Below are 24312 nucleotides of genomic sequence, written 5' to 3'. Positions count from 1 at the left end.
GGGGGCTTACCCACCCCCACCCGGAGAGACTCTATACCAGCTACCACATTGGGAGCCAAAAGTTAGGCATAATCGGGGCCGCCAAGGCCCTCCAAAGGTATCCCCTAAGGTATCCAATGACCGATCCGTTCGATCTCGATCGCTTTGTCCAGGCCCAAGACCCGGTCTATGGCGACATCTTGGGCGAGCTGACTAGGGGCCGGAAGCAGACTCACTGGATGTGGTTCATCTTCCCCCAGGTCGCAGGTCTCGGCGCCAGCGCCATGTCGCAGCGATATGCCATCGGCTCCCGCGCGGAGGCCGAGGCCTATCTCGTCCACCCTATCCTGGGCGGCCGGCTGATCGAATGCACCAGGCTGGTGCTCGCGGTCGAGGGCCGGACCATCAACGCGATCCTCGGCGCGCCGGATGACGCCAAATTCCGCTCGTCGATGACGCTGTTCGGCGCGGTCTCCGACGAGCCCGTCTTCGATCAGGCGCTCGCCCGATATTTCGCAGGCGAACGCGATGGCGCTACGCTGGATATCCTCGAAAGGCTCGATCAGGCCCGGCATTAGCAGGCGCCGATCAACGTCCCTGGAAGACGGCCGCGCGACGCTCGATGAAGGATTGGATGCCCTCCTTGGCGTCGGCACTGCCGAGCACACGATCGCGAATTTTCGGGATGTAGGCAATCGCAGCCGCTTCGCCAGCTTCGACATAGTTCGCCGCCGCTTCCTTGGTCACCTGGATGCCGAGTGGCGCATTGCGCGCGATCATGGCGGCGAGCGTCATCGCCCGCCCGATCTGCTCGCCTGCAGGCACGACCTCCTGGACGAGACCGATCGCATGCGCGCGCTGCGCCGAAAACTCGTCGCAGAGGAACAGATGATACATCGCATCGCCCCAACCGGCCCGCGACAGGAAGCGGAAATGCGCGCCGCCCAGCGGTGCGATGCCGCGCCTCGCCTCCATCTGGCAGAAGCGTGAATCATCGGCCGCAACCACGATGTCACCGGCGAGCATCAGCTCGATGCCGATGGTGTAGACGATACCCTGCACGGCCGTCACGATGGGCTTGCGGCAGCGCTTATTGAGCCCGAACGGGTCGACATTACCGTCCTTGATGTTGCGCTTCTCCGCGGTGGGACCGAAGAATTTGGGCATATCGAGACCTGCAGTGAAATCCCCGCCCTCGGCGCAGACCACGCCGACGCGATAGGCCTCGTTGTGGTGCAATTCGGTGAGTGCATCGGACAATTGCTCCATCATCGCAGGCGTGAACGCGTTCTTCTTCACGGCGTTGGCGATGATGATCTTGAGGACGTGGCCGTGCACCTCGGTGCCGATCTGACCTTCGCTCATGTGCTCGTCTCCCGATTGTTGGTGTTGGCAGCAAGTCAGGCCGGCTGCTGAAGCGCCGCGCGGATCGCCTCGATCCGGGCCGGCGTGAACACGCCGGAATCCAACAGCTGAAGGATCGAGAGCACCCCGCCGCGCGATCCCCAGCTTCCCTCATCGATGATCTCGAAATTGACCCACCAGGTCGGCGACGGCGCCGGCATGCCGCAGGCCTCCGCAAGCCGCGCCAGCACGTTGCGGATCACCTCGGCGCGCACCTCCGCCGGCCAGGCCGCGTTCATGACGGCGATGTTGACGGTGATGATGTCGCGCGGCTTGTCCTGGTCGCACAGCAACCGGCCGCCGATCGCCATGCTGTCGGACGGAAGTTCGTGGAAATGCACCTGAAACCCCATTTGGGCCGCCGGCGCCCTCTGGCCGACCTCGGGCTCGAGCACGGCGTCGGTCAGGCTTTCCGCAAGCTGCCGGCGCTGCGGCAGGCCGAGCCGTCCGGCCGGTGCGGTGACGGTAATGATGGTCAAATCGGCACCTCTCCACGAATATGACACTCGTCATATCTCAGCACGGCTTGCCTATGTCAAGTGTCATAGTCTAGATGGAGATGGCCAATTGCAGGATTCCCGATGACTGCCACCACACGCGACAGGATGATCGCCGGCGCCGCCGACCTGATGAGCCGCCGCGGCGTCAACGCCACCAGCATGCGCGACGTGGTCCGCCACACAGCGACGCCGCGCGGCTCGATCAGCCACCACTTCCCCGACGGCAAGCCGCAATTGATCGCCGAAGCCGTGACCTTCGCCGGCCGGCAGGTATCCATTCCTCTGGAGAAAGCCATGAACGAACGCGGCGTGATCGGCGGCCTCAAGGCTTTTGTCGCATCATGGCGCCGCCAGTTGGAGGCAACCGGCTTCGAGGCCGGCTGCCCCGTGCTCGCCGTGGCGGTCGATCGCTATGTCGGTGAGCCCAGTGACAAGGACGACGCGGCCGCGCAGCAGCACCTGCTCGATCTCGCCGAAGGCGTGTTCGCCGATTGGCGGCGGATCATGCTGGCAGCCTTGTTGCGCGAAGGACTGGCTGCCGAGCGCGCCGAGCGGCTTGCAACGCTCGTCGTCGCCTCGATCGAAGGCACGGTCGCGATGTGTCGCGCCAGCCGCAGCGCCGACGCGCTCGATCAGGTTCAGGAGGAACTGGAGATCGTCCTCGCAACCGCCCTCGCCTGCACAAAAAAATAGATTGGAGACGCGCAATGGACTTATCCCGGCAACGCGAACTCGCCCGTCAGCTCGCCGATTTGCGTCGCGAGGGCCGGCAACAGAGCGGCCTCGACGAACGGCTGGTCCCACCGGATGCGGACACGGCGTACCAAGTCGCGCAGATGGTGGAAGAAGAACTCGGCTGGGATGTCGTCGGCTGGAAGATCGCGGGCATGAAGTCGGGGCTCCAGCGTCAGCTTCGCATCTCCGCGCCGATCTATGGGCGGGTGTTCGCGCCCCTGATCAAGAGTTCGCCCGCCAGCGTCGAGCATGCCAGACAATGCAGCCCGATCCCTGAAGTCGAGTTCCAGGCGCGTCTCGGCGCCGATCTGCCGCCGCGCGCGAAGCCCTATACGGTGGACGAGGTCGGCGACGCCGTGGTCTCGTTGCATCCCGGCATCGAGCTCGCCGAGTGCCGCTTCATTCACGATGCGGCGTTTCCGCCGATGCCGGCGATCATGGCCGACGGCTCCGGATCAGGAACGATCGTGCTCGGAGAGCCCATCGCCGACTGGCGTAGCCGCGACGTCGCCACTCAAGATGTCGTCCTGAATTGCAACGGCATCGAGAGACGCCGCGGCTCCGCTGCAGAGGCGATTGACCATCCGCTGGTGCCGCTGGCCTGGCTTGCCAACGAGCTGTCGCGGACCGGCATCGGTCTCAAGGCCGGCCAGACGATCAGCACGGGCACGCTGACCGGTATGCTCCGGCCCAAGGCTGGCGAGACCTACGTTGCCGATTTTGGTCCGCTGGGATCGGTCAGCGCGACCTACAGCTGAGCCGGCCAGGGAGCGTAAACCGCAGATTAACATGGCCGCCCTATCGTCCGGGCAAAATACTTCTCCGTTATTTGCCGGACAGATCATGAAAATCGGTACGCTCCTGACCAGCGCCATCGTCTCGCTCTCGACCGTCGGCGGCGGTCTCGCCGTCTACGTCGCCGCGACGAAGTACCAGACCATGGAACGGATCACTGAAGCGCAGGGGCGGCTCGCAATCGTCCGTGCGGTCAGCGACATCCCGCGCTATCTCAATCCGGAGCGCGGCTTTTCCACCAACATCCTCTACGGACCTGCGGCCATCGACCCTGCGCTGCTGGCCGAGCAGGACAAGCTGCGCAAGCAGACCGACCGCGCCCGCGACAAGATGAACGCGCTGCGCAAGGAGCTGCCCGGCCCGTTCGACGACGGCACCACGATCGGCAGCAACATCGACGGCATCAACGCGAAGTTCACCGCGTTGCGCGAGGCCATCGACAAGGCGCTGGCGGGTCCCGCCGAGGCGCGCAAAGACGCGGCCAAGAAGATCGTCGCCGACAATGCCGTGCTCAACGGCGGCGTGACTGCGCTGCTCAACGAGCAGGTCCGCCGCATGGCGATCCTGAACGGTGACGCTTACCGGCAGGCTAGCTACGCTAATGTCGCGATGACGCTGCGCGACGTCGGCGGCTTCAATTCCAGCCTGCACAAGAACCTCCTCGGCGGAAAGAAGCCGGCGACCGACGCCGAGAAGGCCGACATTGCCCGCTCGCAGGGCCGCAACGATCAGATCGTGATGTCGCTGCAGGAATTGCGCGGCAATCCAACAACGCCGGCGAATGTCGCGGAGGCCCTGGAGAAGTTCAACGCGATCTATGTCGAGGAGTTCGGCCGCGAGCTCAAGCTGGTGAAGGACGGCGCGATCACCGGCAAATACGAACACGACATGGACACCTATTACGCCGCCACGCAGCGCGGCCTCGGCACCATCATCGGCGTCCGCGACGCCTTCTACGACAACGCCGAGCAGATTCTCGCCGGCGCTTCGTCGGCCGCGCACACCAGCTTCACGATCGCGCTCGTCGGCCTTGTCGCCGTGCTGATCGCCAGCGCCGGCCTCATCGTGACGGTTCGCCGCCGCGTCTGCGCGCCGATCGTCGGCCTGACGACGCGCATGTCGCGGCTCGCCGACGGCGAGGTTGCGGAGAGCATTCCGGGCGCCGAGCGCTCCGACGAGATCGGCGCGATGGCCGCGGCCGTTCAGGTGTTCAAGGATAACATGATCCGCGCCGATCGGCTCGCGGCCGAGAAGCAGGCCGAGAACGACGGCAAGATGCGCCGCGCCCAAGCGCTCGACGATCTCACCCGCGCCTTCGAGGCCAAGGTGACCGAGCTGGTCGGCGGCCTGTCGCGGGCCTCTGCTGCAATGGAAAGCACCGCGCAGTCGATGACCTCGACGGCGGCGCAGACCAACAGCCAGGCCGCCGTGGTCGCCGCCGCCTCCGAACAGACCTCGACCAACGTGCAGACGGTCGCGAGCGCCACCGAAGAGCTGACCTCCTCGATCGCGGAGATCGGGCGTCAGGTCGCCCAAAGCACCGAGATCGCGGCCCGTGCCGTCGACAATGCCCGCCGCACCGGCGACACCGCGCGGACGCTCGCCGAAGGCGCCCAGAAAATCGGCGACGTCGTGACGCTGATCCAGAGCATCGCCGAGCAGACCAACCTGCTTGCGCTAAATGCAACCATCGAAGCCGCCCGTGCCGGCGAGGCCGGCCGCGGCTTTGCCGTGGTCGCCTCCGAAGTGAAGTCGCTGGCCGGGCAGACCGCCAAGGCCACGACCGAGATCTCCGAGCAGATCACCGCGATCCAGACCGCGAGCGACGAGACGGTGGCGGCAATCCGCAACGTCGCCGACGTCATCGCCGAGATCGACCAGATCGGCACCGCCATCGCCGCGGCGATCGAGGAACAGGGCTCGGCGACCAAGGAGATCGCCCGCAGCGTTCAGGAGGCTGCCCGCGGCACCCAGGAGGTCAACAGCAACATCTCCGGCGTGCAGCGCGCCGCCGACGACACCGGCGCCGCGGCAAGAGAGGTGCTGGGCGCGGCCGAGCAGCTCTCGACCCAGTCGCGCGATCTCGCCGGCCAGTTCGAGCGCTTCCTCGGTGAGGTCCGGGCGGCGTAGCACGCGAAGTCGTAGCCCGGATGGAGCGCAGCGCAATCCGGGACAGTGCCGTTGGCGCGCGAGACCCTGGATTACGCTGTCGCTCCATCCAGGCTACGCGACCTCAATACGGCGGCGCCTTGCGCGCGCGCTGTGCTTTCGCCGCCTCGATCCACCAGGTCAGATCGTCGGCGAAGCGCGGAAACGAGCGCTCCAGAGCCTTGCCGCCGTCGCCGATCGGCTCGCCGGCGTCCGACAGCGTCTGCGCGATCGGGCCGACACCGATGGTGCTCGATATCACCACCATGCCCATCTCCGAGAGGGTGCCGTGCCAGGCGGTCGCTGCGCGCGCGCCGGACAGCCGGCCGGCCGAATAGCTCACGATCGCGGCCGGGCGCCAGAACCATTCCTCCAGGAAATGGTCGGTGAGGTTCTTCAGCCCGGGCTGCATGCCCCAATTGTACTCGCCGGTGACGAAGACGAATCCGTCGGCGCCGCGGATCTGCCCGGCCAGCTTCTCCAGCGCCTCCGGCGCCGAGCCCTTGGGATGTTCCTTGTACATCCGGTCCAGCATCGGCAGCCCGATCGCCTTGGCGTCGATGAATTCGACGTCCTCGCCGCGATCGCGCAGCCGGTTGATGACGAAATTCGCAAGGCGGATGCCCATGCGGTCGGAACGGTAAGAACCGTAGAGAACGAGAATGCGATTGCTCATGGCCGAACGGTAGCACGAAACCGGCGCCCAGCCCTACCCGATTTATCGTTCTACCTTCCGCGACCGCGGTCCAGTGTTTGCGACGGCGTCTCGCCGAACTGGTCGCGGTAGCTTCTGGAGAAATCGCTGAGGTGCCAGAAGCCATACGCCAGCGCGACCGCCTTGACGCTATCGGCCCCGGCGAGAAGGCGCCGACGCACCAGCCACAGCCGATGCAGACGCAAATAGCGGTGCAGGCTCATGCCGCGATAGCGGCGCACGACGTCGTGCATGGTGCGAACGGACAGTCCGAGCCTGCGCGCGATCTCGTCGCTATAAATCGGCTCCGACAGGTCGTCAGACAGCAGCGCGCGGATGTCCTGGAATAGCCTGAAATTCCGTCCGTCGTTGGGTGCAAAGGTCCAGCGGGCCGGAACGATCGTCGCAAAGGCCTCGTCAACGGCTCCGAGCAGGGACTCCTTCATCGCCGCGCCCTTCAACAAGAGCTCCGGTGCCGAAATCGGCCCGGCCGCCTCGGCCAGCACCTCCCTAACCACGCCGCGCAACCGCTGCAAGCCGGCCGTGGAGATTTCAAAAATCTTGAAGCTCGAGAGCGTGGGCGGCCAGCCACGATCCCTCACCTCGGGCCGGAAAACCACCGAGGCGATTTGCCGCTGCACCTCCTCGATGGTGGTGTAGGCCGCCCCGCCGCTGCCAATGACCACGGCGGGTCGCGCCCGTTGCGAGCCGTTAAAGCGAATTGGCACGTTGAGATCATCCATCGTGAAGCCGATCGCCGTGCAATTCTCCACGAGTTGTGCGTCAACCACCCGCGGAAACGCGCGCGTCAAATTCACGTCGCAGCCCGGTAGGGCCAGGATCGTCTGCTCAGCCGAAATCTTCCGCACAAAAGGGGTGAATTCGAAATTCAGCCCGCGTATAGCGCTTCGAAATTCGTCGACGTCTGAAAAACGAAATGTTTTGAGTGCCGACCTCGGCACATCGTCAATGCTGTTCATGGAAATATGAGAAATGCCGCGCCGCTCTGAATGTGCGTCCGGCCGCGGGGTGCCGTTCGCTGCCTCCTTCGGTTATTTCGTTAGAATCGATCCTAACGTGCCCTGATCAATTGGAGACGGGCCGGTTGAAAGAACAATCCGGGACAACCCTGTCTCGCCGAATTTCGATAGCGTTTCCTGCGATTGAGGCGGTGCGCCAATACCGAAGCCGTTGCCATTTAAGATTCAAATTAACGCCTTTGCGGCGGAATAACCGTCGTTTGATTGTGCAATTTATTTCATTTCAGGCTCCTGCCATGACGGCAAATTCGCCTGCCGACAATCTGGCCGAATTGGAGAACGCGGTCGCAACGTGTCCGCTGGACCGGTGCGCCCGCATTCTCTTCGGCCTTTTGCAACTGCTCACAACCAGCCGCGGTCGATCCCAGGAATTGCTCGCCGGTGTGGTCGACGGCGTCCTGGTGCGACTGATCGAGCGGGTTGAGGCCAGCGCGCTGATCGATGTCAGCGCGGCGCTCGCAGAGCTCAAGGCGGCTCCGCCGGACACCGTGCGACGTCTCGCCTCGCACCGCGACCCGGAAGTCGCCTGCCCCGTTTTGCTCCGCTCGCGGTCGCTGTCCACGGCCGATCTCACACTGATCGCAGCCGCGAGCGGCGTACGGCAGCAATGTGCCATCGCCGGCCGCGCGCCGATCGATCCACGGGTGATGGAGACGCTGATCAAGGGTGGCACTTCCAGCGTTTGTCTTGCGCTGATCGGCAACAGCGAGGCAAGATTCTCCGAAGCCGCTTACGTTGCGCTGGTTGAGAAGTGCCTGGTGGATGACGAACTCACCAAGGCACTGGCGCTCAGGCCCGACACGCCCGACACAGTCATGCGGAAGTTGCTGTCGGCCTCACCGGCGCCGAAATCCGGCATCGGCCTGAACGCCACCGTCTCGCTTCAAGCCGCAACGGCCGCACCCATCGTCACCAAGCTACCCTCCGCGGCGGCCTATGCGATCGCGCGACCGGAGATCGTTGCACTCAGCCGCATCGGCAAGCTGAACGATTCCACGGTGAACCGCTTCGCCATCCGCGGCGAGACCGCCAACCTCATCACCGCGATATCGGTGCTTTCGGGCGCTCCCATCGAGATCGTCGAACATGTCATGACCGACGAGGATTGCGAGGCTCTCGTCATGGCCTGCCGCGCCTCGCGGCTGAACTGGCAGACCACGCTCGCCATCCTGAGCAACCGCTGCGGCACACGGCTTTCTTTCGCCGAGCGCGAACGCGCGCAGGACATTTTCGAGACGCTGCTGCTGTCGACCAGCCAGTGGACGGTGCGGTGGGGCGAAATTGCCGCAAACGCCAAGGAGTGCGGTCGGGGACAGCGCGACGCAAAAAAGATGGGGGTTAGCCGATGAAGTTCGACGGTCGCAAAGCCTTTCGCGTGAAAATGGACCACAGGCAGCCGGTCAATCTCATGGGATCCGACGGCACCTGGCGGCGCAGCTGCGTCCTGCTCGACGTCTCGCAGACGGGCGCGAAGGTCGAGGTCGAGGGCACGCTGGATGTGCTTCAGGCCAAGGAATTCTTCATGCTGCTGTCGTCGACGGGCCTGGCCTACCGGCGCTGCGAGCTGGTCTGGATCGACGGCACCACCGCTGGCATCCACTTCGTCACCGCACAAAGCAAGAAGAAGCAGGCGATTACGCCGGCTGCCGCAGCGCAGAGCTCCGATCAGGCCAAATAGACCGAGAATTCGACCCATCGATTGGAGCCCGCGCTATTCCGGGGCATATCCGTGCAGAACGCGCAAACCACACTCAAACCCACCAGCCTTGGCGGCGTCGCGGTCGCTGCAGCGCCACGCCCATTCGTTCATGTGCTGGCCGACACGTCCGACAAGCTGGCCGGTGTGTGCTCGCTCCTCGAGCAACGCTTCGCCGTCGCGGGCGAGCGGCTGGACGCCGAGGCCAAGCTGTCAGAGGTGCCGTCCGCCATCGTCATTCGCGCCGAGCTTCGCGATGTCGGCAATATCGCGGCGATCAAGAAACGGGCGGGCAAGCTCGCAAAGGCGAAGAAGCGGATTTTCCTGCTGGAGCACACCTCGCATGTCGCCGTTTCGCAGGCCTATGCGCTTGGAGCGACGCTGGTCCTGCCGGGCACCATCAACCGGGCGAGGCTGCTGGCGGCGCTGTCCGATCCGCCTGATCCGCTCTCGGCCGCGTCGCGCGAGAGCGCGCAGGCCGACACTGCCGTCGAGACCGCCGCGACCGCGATCGCATCCATGTTCACCTCCGTCACCCTGGGCCAGCCGCTTGACGTCAACGCCACCAAGGAAGCCGGTCGCCAGATCGCCGATCGTATCACCCGGCATGGCCTGACGGAGTGGCTCATGACGGTGCGGCGGCACCACGAAGGAACCTATCAGCATTGCCTGCTCGTCACCGGTGTCGCCATCGACTTCGGTCTGAGCCTTGGCGTCGGCAGGGCCGACCTGGAACGTCTCTACTCGGCGGCCATGTTCCATGACATCGGCAAGGCGCAGATTCCGCTCGCCATCCTCGACAAGCCGGGCCGCCTCGATGCCGCCGAGCGCGCGCTGATCGAAACGCATCCCGCCGCCGGCCATACGTTTCTCAAGGATCATGACGGGATCTCGCCGGAGATTCTCGATGCCGTCCGCCATCATCACGAATACCTCGACGGCAGCGGCTATCCCGATGCGCTCTGCGCCGAGAGCATCGGCGATATCGTCAGGATTCTAACGATCTCGGACATCTTCGCAGCCCTGATCGAGCACCGGCACTACAAGCCGACCATGCCGCGCGCGGAGGCCTACGACGTTCTGTGCGGGATGAATGGCAAGCTGGAGAAGGCGCTAGTCCGCTCGTTCAAGCAGGTCGCGCTCACGCGGTGAGCGCTGTGACCCGTCTCGAGCGCAGCCTAATGCGTCGCACGATGGCTGGCGCGGCGCGGGATGGAGCGGCAGGCCAGCCCGTCGGCCAGCAGCTTCATGTCCTCGTGCCGGCCGCTGCGAATCAGCCGACCGAACTCTTCGGGTGTGAAAGGAAGACTTGGATCATCATCGATCGTGTGCCGCAGTCGTGGACCAAACAACCGCCGAACCAAGCTAGCCAGCCGCCGCATATCAATTCCCTCGCGCCAGCAACAAACCTCTCAGTCCGCATAATGTTCCTCCCGCGACTTCGAGATTGCAAGAGGCCACTCGCGACACCGCACCAAAAATTTTCCGCCAGAGAATAATCTCCTCTTGCTCGTGCTAATCGGCAAAACCCACGTAACGCACGAACTGGTGGTTGTGCTCGCGGTCCGAGCGCACGGCGTTCGCGGCAAAGCCGTCGTCGGGATAGCCCATCGCGACACAGGTCATGATGACCTCGTCCTCCGGAATCTCGGCGACCTCGCGCACGATGTCGGAGCGCATGATGCCCTGCCCGTTGATGACCGAGCCGAGCCCGCGGTCCCACGCCGCGAGCACGATGCCGTAGCAGAGCGCGCCGAGATCGAAGTGGCAGACCGCGCCGGGATCGAGCACGCGGTCATAGGTCAGCACCAGCGAGACCGGCGCGTCGAACTGGCGGAAGCCGCGCAGCACCCAGTCCTGCCGCATCGGCTTGTCGTCGCGCGCGATTCCCATCGCTCCGAACAGCTTCTTGGCGATGTCGACTTGCCGGGTGCGATGCACGCCCTGGTATTCGCCATGGCTGACGATGTCGCGCTTGACCTTGGCGCCGCCGGCCATCTCCGCCATGTTGCGGCGACGCACCTCCTCCAGCGGATGACCCGTGAGCACATGGACATGCCAGGGCTGGGTGTTCATCGACGACGGCGCGCGCTTGGCGCTCTCGATGATCGCCTCGATCACCGCGCGCGGCACCGGCTCGTTCTTGAAACCACGCACGCTGCGGCGCGACTGGACCAGCGTCTCGAATTCCACCTCGTGAACCTCCCTGCCCGTTCGTCCGGCCTCGCGACGCACGCCGGTTGCCGATGCGGCCCGCAAAACCTATGCTAATGACCAAGCAAGACCAAGAACCCTGTGAGGAAAGCCCATGGCCGCACCGCTCGATCCCGTCATCGCCCAGATCATTCCGCTTATGCCGATGCGCGATCCCACGGTCATGACGCCACAGAGCGCCCGCGATTCCTTGCGCGCACTCGCTGCCTCGCGTGCCGCCATTCCGCCGCCGCCGGTCGATAGCGTCGAGGACATCAGGGTGAAAGGCGGCGCCAGTCTGCTTCCCGCACGGGTCTACCGGATCGGCGCCGCGCCGGCACCGACCGTGGTGTTCTTCCACGGCGGCGGCTGGGTTGCGGGCGATCTCGAAACCCACGACCGGCAGGCGCGCAACCTTGCGATCGAGACCGGCGCGGTCGTCGTCTCCGTCGACTATCGCCGCCCGCCCGAGACGCGCTTTCCCGGCGCCTTCGAGGATGCTTTCGCCGCGGTCAGCGACGTGTTTGGCCGCGTCGCGGAATTTGGCGGTGACGCAACGCGCTTCGGCGTTGCCGGCGACAGCGCCGGCGGTAATCTCGCAGCGGCGAGCGCGATCGCCTGCCGGGAGGCCGGCATCAAGCTCGCCGCGCAACTGCTGGTCTATCCGGTCACCGACGTCGTCGGCGCTTATGCTGATGCGCGCGAGAACGCGCGCTATCCCTCGCGCAGCGAGAACGCCGAGGGCTACTTCCTCACGCGGGCGACGATGGAATGGTTCTGCGGCCATTATCTCGCCGATCCCGCGCACGCCGGCGACTGGCGCGTCTCGCCGCTGCGGGCCGCCTCCTTGGCCGGCGTCGCGCCCGCGGTCGTGACCACCGCCTGGTTCGATCCCCTACGCGACGAAGGCGCCGCCTATGCACGGGCGCTGGAGGCGGCCGGCGTGAAGGTCAGGCACCATGAGGGCCCCGGCCTGATCCATGGCTATTTCGGCATGGGCGACGCCTCCGACGTCGCGCGCACTGAGGCGCAGCGCGCGCGGGCCGACTTCAAGGCGCTGCTGATGCGCGGCGCATGAAGGCGATCAGGCGCTCTGCGCCCGCTGCGCCGCGGTGTGCCCCCAGGTCTCATCCCAGTCCTGGCCAGCGGCATCGACCACGCGGCCGTCGGCCTCGAAAAACTTGTTCGGCACCTGGAAGATCGCCAGGATCAACGCGCCGTCGGGGCACCAGGCGGCATGCCGGCTCCCCGCCTCGCGCCAGATGAATTCGCCGGCCTTGCAGGCAATGCCCTTGGCCGGACCCTCCTTGTCGACGAGCGCGCCTTCGATCACCCAGCTCTGCTCGATGCCGACATGTTCGTGATCGGGCAGCACCGATCCTGGCGCAAAACGCATCAAGGCGGTCATCAGCCCCGTACGGCGATCGAACAGTAGCGTCTTGGCCTCGCAGCCCGGAAAGCGCGTCTTCTGCCAATCCATGTCTTGGGGTCGAACCAGGTGGGAATGCCGATCGGCTGCCTGGTCGTGCGGGATCGCGGCGTCCATCACGATGCTTCCTCTCCATCTCAAGGGACCGACGCTAGCAGGATCGCCCGATGCGGTCAGCGAGCACTGCAACAGAGGCGACATCTTCCGAGCTGGCGCGCAAAAATCAGCGGGCGACCGGGCCGCCCAGTGCTCATCCTGCTTGATTGCGCCACGATTCCCGGCTCCACTCTCCCGGCCATTTCTGGTTCAGGAGACCCCCATGATGAAACGGATTTTTCTCGCTGCGATCGTTGCCACCTTCGCAGCGGGCTCGGCCCTTGCGCAAGAAACCTGCGAGAGCAAGGCCGTCGGCAAGGACGGCAAGCCGCTGGCCGGCGCCGCCAAGACCTCGTTTCTGAAGAAGTGCAAGGAAGACGCCTGCGCGCCCAAGGCCGTCAGCGCCGACGGCAAGCCGCTCGCCGGCGCCGCCAAGAACAGCTTCATCAAGAAGTGCGAGACCAGCGCGTAACGCGCAGTCCGTTCCCGGCTTTTTCAGCAAAGCCACAACCGAAATGCCGTCATGGCCGGGCAGAAGCGCGTCTTCGCGCGAGAATGTCCCGGCCATTTGCTTTTTGGTGCCTCCCCACCGCCAGTTTCCGACACGCGCCGAGCGCGTAAAGCAAACGCGCCGCGACCCTAGACAGAACGCAGCGGCTGACAGATGATGCGACGCTGAGCGAACCGGGGCGCATCAACGAGGCTTCCAGCAAAGGATGGACGAGATGTTGCAGTTCCGCGTGCGTGATCACATGATGGCGATAATGAGCGTGCTCTTTGCGCTGCTCATGATCGTTGACGTTGCCAACGCGAGAGGCCCCGGCCTGCCCAACGTCATGGTTCTCGCAACCGGCGGCACGATCGCCGGCAGCGGGGCGAGCAGCACCACCGTCATCGGGTATACCGCAGCCACGGTGGGCATCGAGACCCTCTTGAACGCAGTCCCCGAGTTGAAAACGGTGGCCAACGTCAAGGGCGAGCAGGTCTTCCAGATCGCCAGCGAGAATATGAACAATGATTATTGGCTGAAGCTCGCCAAGCGCGTCAATACGCTCCTCGCGCAGGACGACGTGGACGGGATCGTGATCACGCACGGGACCGACACGATCGAGGAAACCAGCTATTTCCTGAATCTGGTCGTCAAGAGCAAGAAGCCCGTGGTCGTCGTCGGTGCGATGCGGCCGTCGACCGCGATCAGCGCGGACGGCCCGATCAACCTCTTCAATGCGGTGATCCTCGCAGGCAGTGAAGAGGCCGTGGGCAAGGGCGTGCTCGTCGCCCTCAACGATCAGATCAACGCGGCACGCGACGTCACCAAGAACAACACGTCCACGGCAGACACCTTTCGCACGCCTGAACTCGGCTTTCTCGGCTACATGCAAGGCAACAAGCCGTATTTCTATCGCCAAACGACCCGCCGGCACACGGCGGATTCCGAATTCGACGTATCCAAGCTCGATGTCCTGCCGCAGGTCGACATCGTCTACGGCTACGCCAACATGAACCGGGTCGCGATCGACGCCTTTGTCGCCGCCGGCGCCAAGGGGATCGTGCATGCCGGCGTAGGCGACGGCAGCCTCGCCCGCCCGGCGGTCGAGCCGGCGCTCGACGATGCCCGCAAGAAGGGCGTGGTGATCCTTCGCAGCAGCCGTGTCGGCAACGGCATCGTCGCGCGCAATGGCGAGGCCAAGGACGATGAGCACGACTTCGTCGTCTCGGATACGCTCAATCCCCAGAAGGCGCGCATCTTGCTGATGCTGGCGTTGACCAAGACGACCGACACCAAGGACATTCAGCGGATGTTCTATGCTTATTAGAGCATGATCCGGACCCGGAGGGCCGCCCTAGTTGTAGCCCGGATGAAGCGCAGCGTAATCCGGGGCAGACCAAGCACCGGCACGACTGTCCCTGTAGCACTCCCCGGATTGCCCTGCGCGGCATCCGGGCTTCGGCCCATCCTTCGCCCGACTGAAGCGCAATCCGGGAAAGTCCCTCGCATGGTTCGCTATCGGCGAAATTTCGTACCCGGCGGGATGTTCTTCTTCACCGTCACGCTGGACGATCGAATGTCATCCGTGCTGGTTGATCATGTCGACGAGCTCCGCAGCGCATTTCGCGTAACGCGTGCCGAACGGCGGGTCGTTGGAAGCGCATCAAGAGTGCCTTCACACACCGGCTGGCAGCTTCCGGCGCACCGATCTGCCGCAATCATCGCGGCGAGTACGCGCTCTGGCAGCGGCGATTTTGGGAACACACAATTCGTAACGATGCGGATTTCGAGCGCTGCGCCGATTACATTCACTACAAGCCGGTCAAGCACGGGCTCGTTGCAGCGGCGATTGAGTGGCCCTACAGCTCGCTCCATCACTACGTTCGCGCTGGTATTCTACCTCCCGATTGGGGAGGAGCCGGCGAGATAAGCGGCAGCTTTGGTGAACGCGGAGACTGATCCCGGATTACGCTTACGCTCCATCCGGACTACCGGTCCATCACGGCCGCCCGTAGCCTGGATGGAGCGCAGCGCAATCCAGGGATGGTCCCGCGGCACGACACGAGCGCCGACGTCGCACACGGATCCCGGATTGCGCTTCGCTCCATCCGGGCTACCGCCCACCACTAGCTCCGCAAACCCGGCGCCTCCTGGCCGGTGCGCGCGACATATTCGGTGTAGCCGCCGCCATATTGGTGGATGCCCTCCGGCGTCAGCTCCAGCACGCGGTTCGACAGCGTCGCCAAGAAATGCCGGTCGTGCGAGACGAACAGCATGGTGCCCTCGAAATCCGACAGCGCGTTGATCAGCATTTCCTTGGTGGCGAGGTCGAGATGGTTGGTGGGCTCGTCCAGCACCAGGAAGTTCGGCGGGTCGAACAGCATCTTGGCCATGACGAGGCGCGCCTTCTCGCCGCCCGAGAGCACGCGGCAGCGCTTCTCGACGTCGTCGCCGGAGAAGCCGAAGCAGCCGGCGAGCGCGCGCAAGGAGCCCTGCCCCGCCGTCGGAAACGCGTCCTCCAGCGACTGGAACACGGTGCGCTCGCCGTCGAGCAGATCCATCGCGTGCTGGGCGAAATAGCCCATCTTGACGCTGCCGCCCAGCGCCACGGTGCCCTCGTCCGGCTCGCTCGCACCGGCAACCAGCTTGAGCAGCGTCGACTTGCCGGCGCCGTTGACGCCCATCACGCACCAGCGCTCCTTACGGCGGATCATGAAGTCCAGCCCGTCATAGATGCGCTTTGAGCCATAGCCCTTGTGCACGTTCTTGAGTGCGACGACGTCCTCGCCCGAGCGCGGCGCCGGCAGGAAGTCGAACGCGACGCTCTGGCGGCGGCGCGGCGGCTCGACCCGCTCGATCTTGTCGAGCTTCTTGACCCGGCTCTGCACCTGGGCCGCATGCGAGGCGCGCGCCTTGAAGCGCTCGATGAACTTGATCTCCTTGGCGAGCATGGCCTGCTGGCGCTCGAACTGCGCCTGCTGCTGCTTCTCGTTCTGCGCCCGCTGCTGCTCGTAGAATTCGTAATCGCCGGTGTAGGTGGTGAGCGAGCCGGAATCGATCTCGATCACCTTGGAGATCACGCGGTTGATGAACTCGCGGTCGTGCGAGGTCATCAGAAGCGTGCCTTCGTAATCGTGCAGGAATTTTTCCAGCCAGATCAGGCTTTCCAAATCGAGATGGTTGCTCGGCTCGTCGAGCAGCATGACGTCGGGGCGCATCAGGAGAATGCGCGCCAGCGCCACACGCATCTTCCAGCCGCCGGACAGCTTGCCGACATCCCCGTCCATCATCTCCTGGCTGAAGCCGAGGCCGGAGAGCGCCTCGCGCGCGCGGCCGTCGAGCGCATAGCCGTCGAGCTCCTCGAACCGGTGCTGCACCTCGCCATAGCGGGCGATGATCTCGTCCATTTGGTCGGCCTTGTCGGGGTCGGCCATGGCGGCCTCGAGCTCGCGCAATTCAGCCGCGACCTCGCTGACGGGGCCGGCGCCGTCCATCACCTCGGCCACCGCGCTGCGGCCACTCATCTCGCCGACGTCCTGGTTGAAATAGCCGATGGTGATGCCACGATCGATGGAGACCTGACCCTCGTCGGGCAGTTCCTCGCCGGCGATCATCCGGAACAGCGTGCTCTTGCCGGCGCCGTTCGGGCCGACGAGACCGATCTTCTCCCCCTTGTTGAGGGCCGCGGAGGCTTCGATGAACAGGATCTGGTGGCCGGCTTGCTTGCTGACGTTGTCGAGGCGGATCATGAGTGACTTTTGGGGGATTTTTGCGTTGCAGCGTCATAGGCCATACGGGGCGTGAGGGGAAGCCCGGGACAGGCCGGGATTCAGCCCATTCGCTCGTGACCGCTCGGTTCGGGGCCTACGGGCAAATGGGTCGGGCAAACTGCGTCCGGCACGGGCATCTATGCTTCGCTTGCCGGATATGTCGGCTTTTCCATCGGCTGGGTCGAAGGCCCGGAGATCAACGCTCGGCCTGTAAGAACTTTCGCCGAATCTCGAAGAGACCTGAGACCGGCGCCGCCTCTCTATCTTACTGAGAACGGCGCCTGATACGGCCGCCCGAACGGCACGCCGTTGATGACGGTCTGGATCGGCTTGAGGTGGGCTTTCCCTTCCCTCCTGTTGTTGCGCGTGTCGACGAAGCTGACCGGTCCCTCCACCAGCTCCATGATCGCGACGTCGGCGGGCGCACCGACCTGCAGCGTGCCGATCTTCGGCGCGCGGCTGATGATCTTCGCCGGCGCGGTCGTTGCCATTGCGACCACCTGCTCCAGCGTGAAACCGAGCGTCATGAACTTGCTCATGACGTTGGGCAGGAAGGGAATCCCCGGCGAATTGCCGGAGAAGACGTGGATGTCCGAAGAGATGGTATCAGGAGCGCATCCGCCGGGGATCGCCACTTCCGCCACGGTGAAATCGAAGCTGCCGCCGCCATGCCCGACGTCGAACATGACGCCGCGCTGCTTGGCCGCGAGAGCCGCAGGCAGCAGCTTGCCGTCCTGAACGATATTCGTGAACACGCTCGACATGTTCGGGGCGCCCGAATAGGCATGCGTCAGCACGTCGCCCGGGCGCATCAGGTCGAGGATTTGCGACATCAGCTCCTTGGATTCGACGCCGCCGATATGTACCATCATCTTCGCCGGCCAGCCGCACATCTCGCACGCCTGGATGCCGCGCTTGAGCGGCTCGAGCCCATGCTTGAAGATGACGTTTTCCGACATGCGCACCTTGACCCCGAGCAGGAAGTCCGAATTCTCGGCCAGTGCCATGGCGCAGGCTTCGGTCTGCGCTGTATCAATGTTGTGGAGCTCGGCGACCGGGAACGCCGACAGGCCGTTATTGGCGATGTGGACGAAGGCGTACATCCGCGCCCGCGTCTGGGCCACGATGAAGCGGCGCAACGCCGCCAGATTGTTGACGCCGGCATCGCCCGCCGACACGACGGTCGTCGTGCCCTGGAACTGGACCAGCTCGTCGGCGGGAATGCCGATGGCCGAGCCGTAGGGATAGACGTGACAATGCAGATCGATCAGGCCGGGCATCACCAGCTTGCCCGAGGCGTCGATGCTCTTCAGCGCGCGCTCGGCCGGGATCGTCTCCTGGACCGCCTCGATCGTGCCCCAGCGGATACCGATATCGCGCCTGGCGCGCAGCGACTGGCTGGGGTCGAGCACCTCGCCGCCGCGGATCACCAGATCGTACTTGTCGTTCGGCCCCATCGCCCCGCGCGCGGGCGCGGCGAGGCCGACGGCGGCGGCCGCCGTCGAGAGTGCCAGGAAATCGCGGCGTGACAACGCAAGCATGATGATCCCCCCTCTGTGCTTTTGTTCGCGGCAACGGCCGGGCTGGATGTCCAGATCTGCTTCCGCCGCCAAGGTCGAGTTCACAACGAACGGGCTTGGAAATGAAGCCCGGATGATCCGATCCTATGACGGCACGCGAGCCCTGAGGAGCCGCGAAATTTTCCAGAATCGCATCGGGCGGGCACCACTGGCAGAAGTCCGGCTGCATCTTTGCTGCGCCGCGACATGCGCGTGAATATCCGGCTGCTTGGAGTCGAACGTCTAAGACCAATAATGCGACACCGGGGCTTGTCGGATGCCGGCAATGCGTCCAAACTGTGATCAAAGTCGCTGGAATGCGGCATACCTCCAGCGGTTCACAACGACAAGCGCGTCGAAACGCGTTCGAACAATCAGGCCGCCAGGGAGGACGTCCATGACTGCAAAGTCCGAAAAGACCAGAACAACTCGTCGCAAATTCCTGCTGACCGCCGGCGCGGCCGGCGCTGCCACCATCGCCATGCCGCAAGTCAGCCGGGCGCAGACAGCGACCCTGAAGATGCAGGGCTCGTGGGGCAAGGCCGATGTCTTCAACGAGATGGCCGAAGATTATGTGAAGCGCGTCAACGATATGGCCGGAGGCCGGCTGCGCATTGACTATCTGGTCGGCGGCTCGGTCGTGCATCCGTTCCAGGTCTTCGACGGCGTTCATGGCGGCCAGATCGACGCGGCACACACGGTGACGGTGTACTGGTACGGCAAGCACAAGGCCGCCTCGCTGTTCGGCACCGGCCCGGTGTTCGGCTTCAACGCCAACGAAGGCCTTGGCTGGATCCACAACGGCGGCGGCAAGGAGCTGTTCGAGGAACTCCAGACCAAGATCATGAACGTCAACATCAAGAGCTTCTTCGCCATGCCGATGCCGACCCAGCCGCTCGGCTGGTTCAAGAAGCCGATCACCAGCGACGCCGATCTCAAGGGCTTGAAATATCGCACGGTGGGTCTGGCCGCCGATCTCTTCCAGGCGATGGGCGCATCGGTCGCGCAGCTGCCCGGCGGCGAGATCGTACCCGCGATGGAGCGCGGCGTGATCGACGGGTTCGAGTTCAACAATCCGACCTCGGACCGGCGCTTCGGCGCGCAGGATGTCGCCAAGAACTACATGATGGGCAGCCATCATCAGGCGACGGAATATTTCGAGATCATGTTCAACCGGACGAAATTCAACGCGCTGCCGAAGGAACAGCAGGCGATCCTGCAATACGCCGCCGAAGCCGTGTCCTCCGCCAACGAATGGAAGGCCATGGATTATTATTCGAAGGACCTGCAGGAGCTGATCAACAAGGACAAGGTCAACGTCCAGCGCACACCGAAGTCTGTGTTCGACGCGCAGATCAAGGCGTGGGACGGTCTGATCGCCCAGCTCGGCTCGGATCCGTTCATGAAGAAGGTGATGGATTCGCAGAAGGAATGGGTGCGCCGCGTGGTTTACTACAACATGAACAACGCGACGGACTACCGCGGCGCCTTCGAGCATCACTTCCCGGGCGTGCTCAAGGTCTGACGGCTGTCGCGGGGGATCGCGTCAGGTCTTATCGCGAGGGCGGCGCAATTGAAGCGCCGCCCATGAGTTGGAGGGGGACATCCGGATGGACTGCTCGCAGCGAGTTCAGCTCGCATGACGAAATTCCTGTTCTTCATCGATGAGCTCAGCACGTGGGTGGGCAAGGCGTTCGCCTGGCTGATCCTCGTTCTCACCCTGGGAGTCAGCTACGAGGTGTTCGTGCGCTACGTGCTGCGTGCGCCGACCACCTGGGCTTTCGACATCAGCTACATCACCTATGGCGCGATGTTCCTGATGGCCGGCGCGTACACGCTCTCGCGAAACGGCCATGTCCGCGCCGACGTGGTCTACCGCCTCTGGTCGCCGCGCACCCAGGCGACGATGGACCTCGTCCTGTATATCCTGTTCTTCCTGCCGGCGATCGCGGCGCTGATGTATTCGGGCTGGAACTACGCCCAGATGTCGGTGCGCTTCCGCGAAGTCAGCATCTTCAGTCCGGCCGGCGTTCCCGTGTTTCCACTGAAGGCGCTGATCCCGCTCACCGGCTTCCTTTTGTTCCTGCAAGGGGTCGCCGAGATCATCCGCTGCGTGCTGTGCATCCGCACCGGTCGATGGCCGCAGCGCCTGCACGACGTGGAGGAGACCGAGAGCCTCGTCATCCGCGAACATCAGCAGCACGCGGCTGAGCCGCAGAGTGAGAAGGGACCAGGCGCATGACCGATCCTCAACTCGGCATGCTGATGCTGGGCCTCTTCATCTTCATCATCATGCTCGGCTTCCCGATCGCCTTCACGCTGATGGCGATGGGCGTCTCGTTCGGCTACTATGCCTACTACACCCCCGGTCAGGACTTCTTCCAGAACCGCATCTTCACGCTTCTGGTGCAGAAGACGTTCGAGGTCACATCCAGCGACGTGCTGGTGGCGGTTCCGCTATTCCTGTTCATGGGTTATTTGATCGAGCGCGCAAACATCCTCGACCGCCTGTTCTACTCGCTGCAGCTGTCGATGAAGAACGTGCCGGGCGCACTTGCCGTGGCCACGCTGATCACCTGCGCCATGTTCGCGACCGCCACCGGCATCGTCGGTGCCGTCGTCACGCTGATGGGGCTGCTGGCATTGCCGGCGATGCTGCGAGCGGGCTACGACGCCAAGCTGTCGGCGGGCGTCGTCTGCGCCGGTGGCTGCCTGGGCATCCTGATTCCGCCGAGCATTCTCCTGATCGTCTATGCGGCGACCGCCGGCGTCTCGGCGGTCAAGCTTTACGCGGCCGCGTTCTTTCCCGGGTTCATGCTGGCCGGCTTGTACGTCCTCTATGCGATGACGCGCGCGATCATCAATCCCGCGCTCGCGCCGAAGCTGCCCCGCGAGCAGACCGACGTGCCGACCTCGAAGGTCATCTGGGCGCTTGCCACGTCGTTCCTGCCGCTCGCGTTGCTGATCATTTCGGTGCTCGGCGCGATCCTGTTTGGGCTGGCGACGCCCTCGGAAGCTGCCGCGGTGGGAGCCCTCATGAGCATCGTGCTGGCGGCCGCCTATCGTTCGCTCAACTACGAGATGATACGCGAATCCGTGTACCTGACCGTGCGCGCCACGGCGATGGTCTGCTACCTCTTCATTGGATCCTGGACGTTTTCGGCGGTGTTTGCCGTCCTTGGCGGACAATCGGTGGTCGAGCAGTTCTTCACTTCGATGAACCTTTCGCCGATCCAGTTCCTGCTGCTGACCCAGATCATCATCTTTCTGCTCGGCTGGCCGCTGGAATGGACCGAGATCATCATCATCTTCGTCCCGATCTTCCTGCCGCTGCTTCCGCAGTACGGCATCGATCCGATCTTCTTCGGCATCCTGGTCGCACTGAACACGCAGACGGCCTTCAACACGCCGCCAGTCGCGATGGCCGCCTTCTATCTGAAGGGCGTGGCGCCGCCCGAGGTCAAGCTGACCGACATCTTCTCCGGCGCGCTTCCGTTCGTCGGCCTGGTCTTCCTCACCATGGCACTAGTCTACATCTTCCCGGGGATCGCATTGTGGCTGCCGAGCTATCTCTATGGGGCGCGATGAGCGGACCCGGCAAACCGACGAGAGGCTGCGCATGAGTCTCAACGCGCTCGGCCTCGCGGAGGCTGCGGCCGGCATCCGCGAGGGCCGGCTCAGCTCGGTGGAGCTCGTCGGCGACTGCCTCAGGCGCATCGATGAGGTCGATCGCGATATCCAGGCGTGGGCGTTTCTCGATCGCGACCACGCGGTGCGGCAAGCCGAGGCGGCCGACGATCATCGCAAGCACGGCAAGGCCACAGGCCCGCTGCATGGCGTGCCCGTGGGCATCAAGGATATCTTCGACACCGGCGACATGCCGACCGAATTCGGATCGGAGCTGTGGGCCGGACGCACGCCGCGGCGCGATGCGGCGGCCGTGGCGCGTCTGCGGGCGGCTGGAGCGGTGATCCTCGGCAAGACGGTGACCACGGAGTACGCGTACTACAATCCGGGCAAGACCCGAAATCCGCACAACCGAAATCACACCCCCGGCGGATCGTCCTCGGGCTCCGCCGCGGCCGTCGCGGCGCTGATGGTGCCGGGAGCCATCGGCTCGCAGACCAACGGTTCGGTGATCCGCCCTGCCGCCTTCTGCGGCGTGGTCGGCTTCAAGCCCACGCACGGCCTCATTCCACGCAGCGGCGCGCTCCAATTGTCGCGTACGCTCGACCATGTCGGCGTGTTCGGGCGCAGCGTCGAGGACGCGGCCCTGCTGGCGGAGGTCATGGTCGACTTCGACCCGGAGGATCCGGACACCCGGCCTGTTGCGCGCCCGCCATTCTCTGCGGTCGCGGCGAGCGAGCCGCCGTTGCCGCCGCGATTTGCCTTTGTGCGCTCTCCGGTCTGGGATCAGGCCGAGCCGGAGATGCGTGAAGCCTTTGCCGAGCTCGTCGACGCTTTGGGCGAAGCGTGCAGCGAAGTCGAGCTTGGGCCGAGCTTCAACGGGGCCGTCGACATGCACCGCATCATCATGGAAGTCGATATGGCGCACAATTTGCGGCGCGATGACCAGCGAGGCGGCGACAGGCTGAGCACGCGTCTGCGCCAGGCGATCGAGCGCGGCCGCGCGCATCTTGCGGCGGATTATTGCAACGCTCTGGCCGGGATTGCGCCGCTCAACCAGGCTCTGGACCACCTTTTCGATGAATACGACGCCATCCTGACGCCCGCAGCGCCGGGCGCGGCACCCGGCATCGAGACGACGGGCAACCCGGTCTTCTGCTCGCTCTGGACGTATCTCGGCGTGCCCGCGATCAGCCTGCCATTGATGCGTTCCGAAACGGGCCTTCCGCTGGGCGTCCAGCTCGTCGGCCGCCGCGGCAACGACGCCCGCCTCTTGCGCACGGCGCACTGGCTGATCAAGAGCATCGGGCGCATGCGTGGCAGCGGTCGGCGCAACGTCCCGAGCGCCGGGTCGAAATCCGCTCCCGGCGCGGAGAAAAGGAAAGTGCGATGACCAATCTGATCACCGGACTCATCGGCCTCGCGCTCATGATCGCATTTCTTGGAATCCTGCTGGTCTGGATCAAGGCCATTCCGCTCATCATCATCGTTGTCTGCGTCGTGGTGCTGGCCGTGATCGATTTCGTGCGATCCCTGCGGACGAACGGCGCGCCTCGCTGAATGCCCCATGGCAAGAAGACGCTTCACTTCTCGGCATTGGCCGGAGCAGCCGGAATTACGACAAGAAGAGAGCTTTAGCGGCCAACCTGTTCGAGCTGCCACCTGGGATCGCCTGCGCAGCGCGCGTCGAGACCTTTGCTCAAGTCTGCGAGGCTCACCGCGCCCAACCGTTCGACCAGCAATGCTTCGGCATCGCGAAGGACATCGTCCACCGCTGCGTTGACGAGTTGCTCGATCGCACAGTCTGGATTGGAATGCTCGTTCCCGATCGCAAATAGCCGGGGACCACCAACCGCACGATAGACATCGAGAAGTGACACGCGCTCGAGGTCGCACGCGATGACCCAGCCGCCGCCATGCCCTTTGTCCGACCGGACATAGCCCGCATCGCGCAGCCCCGCCAATGTGCGGCGAACGACGACCGGATTGGTCCCCAGCATCGTGCCGATCGCCTCCGAGGTCATGGGGCCGTCATGTCGCGCCATGTGGAGCAGCACATGCAGCATTCGGGAAAGGCGGCTGTCGTTTCGCATCGGCTGATCTTTCGCATGCATCCCATCATTGGCAAGGGCACGCAGTCATGCTACATATAAAGTT

General features: G+C 64.4%; 24 protein-coding genes and 1 pseudogene. 16 read left to right on the top strand and 9 right to left on the bottom strand.

The genetic code is table 11. The features are described from left to right. The first annotated feature begins 116 nt into the window (after window positions 1-116). Window positions 117-557 carry a DUF1810 domain-containing protein gene (locus tag N2605_RS15250; RefSeq protein WP_036000275.1) on the top strand — a complete coding sequence of 147 codons (441 nt, stop codon included), beginning with the start codon at window positions 117-119 and terminating at the stop codon, window positions 555-557. A 10-nt stretch (window positions 558-567) separates the two neighbouring features. Here N2605_RS15250 and N2605_RS15245 read toward each other — a convergent pair whose 3' ends face one another. Together N2605_RS15245 and N2605_RS15240 are read right to left on the bottom strand one after the other, a co-directional pair. Then, window positions 568-1344, bottom strand: coding sequence for a crotonase/enoyl-CoA hydratase family protein (locus N2605_RS15245; RefSeq protein ID WP_225114106.1), 777 nt, complete (start codon window positions 1342-1344; stop codon window positions 568-570). 35 nt (window positions 1345-1379) lie between these two features. Further along, complete coding sequence (locus N2605_RS15240) at window positions 1380-1862, bottom strand: tautomerase family protein (RefSeq protein WP_225114107.1); 483 nt, start codon at window positions 1860-1862, stop codon at window positions 1380-1382. Between the two features lie 126 nt (window positions 1863-1988). On the opposite strand from N2605_RS15240, the gene N2605_RS15235 reads away from it, so the two are divergent. The 3 genes from N2605_RS15235 (at window position 1989) to N2605_RS15225 (ending at window position 5543) form a co-directional block, all read left to right on the top strand. Beyond that, window positions 1989-2576, top strand: coding sequence for a TetR/AcrR family transcriptional regulator (locus N2605_RS15235; protein WP_225140308.1), 588 nt, complete (start codon window positions 1989-1991; stop codon window positions 2574-2576). A 14-nt stretch (window positions 2577-2590) separates the two neighbouring features. Then, a complete protein-coding gene (locus N2605_RS15230; protein WP_225128566.1) occupies window positions 2591-3376 on the top strand; it encodes a 2-keto-4-pentenoate hydratase in 786 nt (261 codons plus the stop codon). Between the two features lie 85 nt (window positions 3377-3461). After that, window positions 3462-5543, top strand: a complete 2082-nt coding sequence (locus N2605_RS15225) for a methyl-accepting chemotaxis protein (RefSeq protein WP_036022825.1) — start codon at window positions 3462-3464, stop codon at window positions 5541-5543. Between the two features lie 103 nt (window positions 5544-5646). On the opposite strand, the gene N2605_RS15220 is transcribed toward N2605_RS15225, so the two are convergent. Both N2605_RS15220 and N2605_RS15215 read right to left on the bottom strand, forming a co-directional pair. Further along, complete coding sequence (locus N2605_RS15220; protein ID WP_036022824.1) at window positions 5647-6237, bottom strand: NADPH-dependent FMN reductase; 591 nt, start codon at window positions 6235-6237, stop codon at window positions 5647-5649. Between the two features lie 50 nt (window positions 6238-6287). Further along, window positions 6288-7235 (bottom strand): AraC family transcriptional regulator, encoded by a 948-nt coding sequence (locus N2605_RS15215; protein WP_225114110.1) that lies wholly within the window; start codon window positions 7233-7235, stop codon window positions 6288-6290. 296 nt (window positions 7236-7531) lie between these two features. Between N2605_RS15215 and N2605_RS15210 the strand changes: the two genes are divergently transcribed. Genes N2605_RS15210 through N2605_RS15200 form a run of 3 tightly spaced genes read left to right on the top strand, consistent with a single transcriptional unit; the run spans window position 7532 to window position 10143 of the window. Next, window positions 7532-8644, top strand: coding sequence for a DUF2336 domain-containing protein (locus N2605_RS15210; RefSeq protein WP_260347449.1), 1113 nt, complete (start codon window positions 7532-7534; stop codon window positions 8642-8644). Further along, window positions 8641-8973 carry a PilZ domain-containing protein gene (locus N2605_RS15205; RefSeq protein ID WP_036033812.1) on the top strand — a complete coding sequence of 111 codons (333 nt, stop codon included), beginning with the start codon at window positions 8641-8643 and terminating at the stop codon, window positions 8971-8973. The genes N2605_RS15210 and N2605_RS15205 overlap by 4 nt, the downstream gene beginning before the upstream one ends. Before the next feature lie 51 nt (window positions 8974-9024). After that, the gene (locus tag N2605_RS15200) at window positions 9025-10143 is read left to right on the top strand and encodes an HD-GYP domain-containing protein (protein ID WP_260347179.1); all 1119 of its coding nucleotides are present in this window, start codon (window positions 9025-9027) and stop codon (window positions 10141-10143) included. A gap of 363 nt (window positions 10144-10506) precedes the next feature. On the opposite strand, the gene N2605_RS15195 is transcribed toward N2605_RS15200, so the two are convergent. Then, a complete protein-coding gene (locus N2605_RS15195; protein WP_109145820.1) occupies window positions 10507-11184 on the bottom strand; it encodes a nitroreductase in 678 nt (225 codons plus the stop codon). Between the two features lie 115 nt (window positions 11185-11299). Between N2605_RS15195 and N2605_RS15190 the strand changes: the two genes are divergently transcribed. After that, window positions 11300-12262 carry an alpha/beta hydrolase gene (locus N2605_RS15190; RefSeq protein ID WP_260347178.1) on the top strand — a complete coding sequence of 321 codons (963 nt, stop codon included), beginning with the start codon at window positions 11300-11302 and terminating at the stop codon, window positions 12260-12262. Window positions 12263-12268: 6 nt separating this feature from the next. Here N2605_RS15190 and N2605_RS15185 read toward each other — a convergent pair whose 3' ends face one another. Next, window positions 12269-12730: a cupin domain-containing protein gene (locus N2605_RS15185; protein WP_036000328.1), complete on the bottom strand. Its 462-nt coding sequence runs from the start codon at window positions 12728-12730 to the stop codon at window positions 12269-12271. Between the two features lie 202 nt (window positions 12731-12932). On the opposite strand from N2605_RS15185, the gene N2605_RS15180 reads away from it, so the two are divergent. The 3 genes and pseudogenes from N2605_RS15180 to N2605_RS15170 all read left to right on the top strand — a co-directional run bounded on the left by N2605_RS15180 (window position 12933) and on the right by N2605_RS15170 (window position 15158). Then, complete coding sequence (locus N2605_RS15180; protein WP_260347177.1) at window positions 12933-13181, top strand: hypothetical protein; 249 nt, start codon at window positions 12933-12935, stop codon at window positions 13179-13181. A gap of 292 nt (window positions 13182-13473) precedes the next feature. Further along, window positions 13474-14526, top strand: a complete 1053-nt coding sequence (locus tag N2605_RS15175; protein ID WP_225141706.1) for a type II asparaginase — start codon at window positions 13474-13476, stop codon at window positions 14524-14526. Window positions 14527-14706: 180 nt separating this feature from the next. Next, window positions 14707-15158: pseudogene (locus N2605_RS15170) on the top strand (REP-associated tyrosine transposase). A 167-nt stretch (window positions 15159-15325) separates the two neighbouring features. Here N2605_RS15170 and N2605_RS15165 read toward each other — a convergent pair. After that, entirely contained in the window at window positions 15326-16948 is a 1623-nt protein-coding gene (locus N2605_RS15165) for an ABC-F family ATP-binding cassette domain-containing protein (protein ID WP_109143956.1), read from the bottom strand. 281 nt (window positions 16949-17229) lie between these two features. After that, window positions 17230-18510 carry an amidohydrolase family protein gene (locus N2605_RS15155; RefSeq protein WP_225114117.1) on the bottom strand — a complete coding sequence of 427 codons (1281 nt, stop codon included), beginning with the start codon at window positions 18508-18510 and terminating at the stop codon, window positions 17230-17232. Window positions 18511-18925: 415 nt separating this feature from the next. Between N2605_RS15155 and N2605_RS15150 the strand changes: the two genes are divergently transcribed. The 5 genes from N2605_RS15150 to N2605_RS15130 all read left to right on the top strand — a co-directional run bounded on the left by N2605_RS15150 (window position 18926) and on the right by N2605_RS15130 (window position 23715). Then, complete coding sequence (locus tag N2605_RS15150; RefSeq protein WP_036000349.1) at window positions 18926-20053, top strand: TRAP transporter substrate-binding protein; 1128 nt, start codon at window positions 18926-18928, stop codon at window positions 20051-20053. 114 nt (window positions 20054-20167) lie between these two features. Further along, window positions 20168-20770 carry a TRAP transporter small permease subunit gene (locus tag N2605_RS15145; RefSeq protein ID WP_025035930.1) on the top strand — a complete coding sequence of 201 codons (603 nt, stop codon included), beginning with the start codon at window positions 20168-20170 and terminating at the stop codon, window positions 20768-20770. Beyond that, entirely contained in the window at window positions 20767-22116 is a 1350-nt protein-coding gene (locus N2605_RS15140; protein ID WP_260347176.1) for a TRAP transporter large permease, read from the top strand. The genes N2605_RS15145 and N2605_RS15140 overlap by 4 nt, the downstream gene beginning before the upstream one ends. 97 nt (window positions 22117-22213) lie before the next feature. Next, window positions 22214-23548 carry an amidase gene (locus tag N2605_RS15135; RefSeq protein ID WP_260347175.1) on the top strand — a complete coding sequence of 445 codons (1335 nt, stop codon included), beginning with the start codon at window positions 22214-22216 and terminating at the stop codon, window positions 23546-23548. Then, window positions 23545-23715: a hypothetical protein gene (locus N2605_RS15130; protein WP_157284651.1), complete on the top strand. Its 171-nt coding sequence runs from the start codon at window positions 23545-23547 to the stop codon at window positions 23713-23715. The genes N2605_RS15135 and N2605_RS15130 overlap by 4 nt, the downstream gene beginning before the upstream one ends. A 74-nt stretch (window positions 23716-23789) precedes the next feature. On the opposite strand, the gene N2605_RS15125 is transcribed toward N2605_RS15130, so the two are convergent. Beyond that, window positions 23790-24248: an Rrf2 family transcriptional regulator gene (locus N2605_RS15125; protein ID WP_260347174.1), complete on the bottom strand. Its 459-nt coding sequence runs from the start codon at window positions 24246-24248 to the stop codon at window positions 23790-23792. Window positions 24249-24312 lie beyond the last annotated feature (64 nt).

It is taken from the genome of Bradyrhizobium yuanmingense, assembly GCF_025200905.1.
GTDB lineage: Bacteria > Pseudomonadota > Alphaproteobacteria > Rhizobiales > Xanthobacteraceae > Bradyrhizobium > Bradyrhizobium yuanmingense.
The sequence above is the reverse complement of the archived record's forward strand: the minus strand, read 5'-3'. Positions and strand labels throughout refer to the sequence as shown.

What these genes read in the sequence shown, in the direction of transcription:
- N2605_RS15250 (WP_036000275.1), top strand. Translation starts at nt 117, where the DNA reads ATGACCGATCCGTTCGATCTCGATCGCTTTGTCCAGGCCCAAGACCCG.
- N2605_RS15220 (WP_036022824.1), bottom strand. Translation starts at nt 6,237, where the DNA reads ATGAGCAATCGCATTCTCGTTCTCTACGGTTCTTACCGTTCCGACCGC.
- N2605_RS15190 (WP_260347178.1), top strand. Translation starts at nt 11,300, where the DNA reads ATGGCCGCACCGCTCGATCCCGTCATCGCCCAGATCATTCCGCTTATG.
- N2605_RS15155 (WP_225114117.1), bottom strand. Translation starts at nt 18,510, where the DNA reads ATGCTTGCGTTGTCACGCCGCGATTTCCTGGCACTCTCGACGGCGGCC.
- N2605_RS15215 (WP_225114110.1), bottom strand. Translation starts at nt 7,235, where the DNA reads ATGAACAGCATTGACGATGTGCCGAGGTCGGCACTCAAAACATTTCGT.
- N2605_RS15225 (WP_036022825.1), top strand. Translation starts at nt 3,462, where the DNA reads ATGAAAATCGGTACGCTCCTGACCAGCGCCATCGTCTCGCTCTCGACC.
- N2605_RS15125 (WP_260347174.1), bottom strand. Translation starts at nt 24,248, where the DNA reads ATGCGAAACGACAGCCGCCTTTCCCGAATGCTGCATGTGCTGCTCCAC.
- N2605_RS15140 (WP_260347176.1), top strand. Translation starts at nt 20,767, where the DNA reads ATGACCGATCCTCAACTCGGCATGCTGATGCTGGGCCTCTTCATCTTC.
- N2605_RS15165 (WP_109143956.1), bottom strand. Translation starts at nt 16,948, where the DNA reads ATGATCCGCCTCGACAACGTCAGCAAGCAAGCCGGCCACCAGATCCTG.
- N2605_RS15185 (WP_036000328.1), bottom strand. Translation starts at nt 12,730, where the DNA reads ATGGACGCCGCGATCCCGCACGACCAGGCAGCCGATCGGCATTCCCAC.
- N2605_RS15150 (WP_036000349.1), top strand. Translation starts at nt 18,926, where the DNA reads ATGACTGCAAAGTCCGAAAAGACCAGAACAACTCGTCGCAAATTCCTG.
- N2605_RS15245 (WP_225114106.1), bottom strand. Translation starts at nt 1,344, where the DNA reads ATGAGCGAAGGTCAGATCGGCACCGAGGTGCACGGCCACGTCCTCAAG.
- N2605_RS15130 (WP_157284651.1), top strand. Translation starts at nt 23,545, where the DNA reads ATGACCAATCTGATCACCGGACTCATCGGCCTCGCGCTCATGATCGCA.
- N2605_RS15230 (WP_225128566.1), top strand. Translation starts at nt 2,591, where the DNA reads ATGGACTTATCCCGGCAACGCGAACTCGCCCGTCAGCTCGCCGATTTG.
- N2605_RS15145 (WP_025035930.1), top strand. Translation starts at nt 20,168, where the DNA reads ATGACGAAATTCCTGTTCTTCATCGATGAGCTCAGCACGTGGGTGGGC.
- N2605_RS15235 (WP_225140308.1), top strand. Translation starts at nt 1,989, where the DNA reads ATGATCGCCGGCGCCGCCGACCTGATGAGCCGCCGCGGCGTCAACGCC.
- N2605_RS15180 (WP_260347177.1), top strand. Translation starts at nt 12,933, where the DNA reads ATGATGAAACGGATTTTTCTCGCTGCGATCGTTGCCACCTTCGCAGCG.
- N2605_RS15210 (WP_260347449.1), top strand. Translation starts at nt 7,532, where the DNA reads ATGACGGCAAATTCGCCTGCCGACAATCTGGCCGAATTGGAGAACGCG.
- N2605_RS15175 (WP_225141706.1), top strand. Translation starts at nt 13,474, where the DNA reads ATGAGCGTGCTCTTTGCGCTGCTCATGATCGTTGACGTTGCCAACGCG.
- N2605_RS15205 (WP_036033812.1), top strand. Translation starts at nt 8,641, where the DNA reads ATGAAGTTCGACGGTCGCAAAGCCTTTCGCGTGAAAATGGACCACAGG.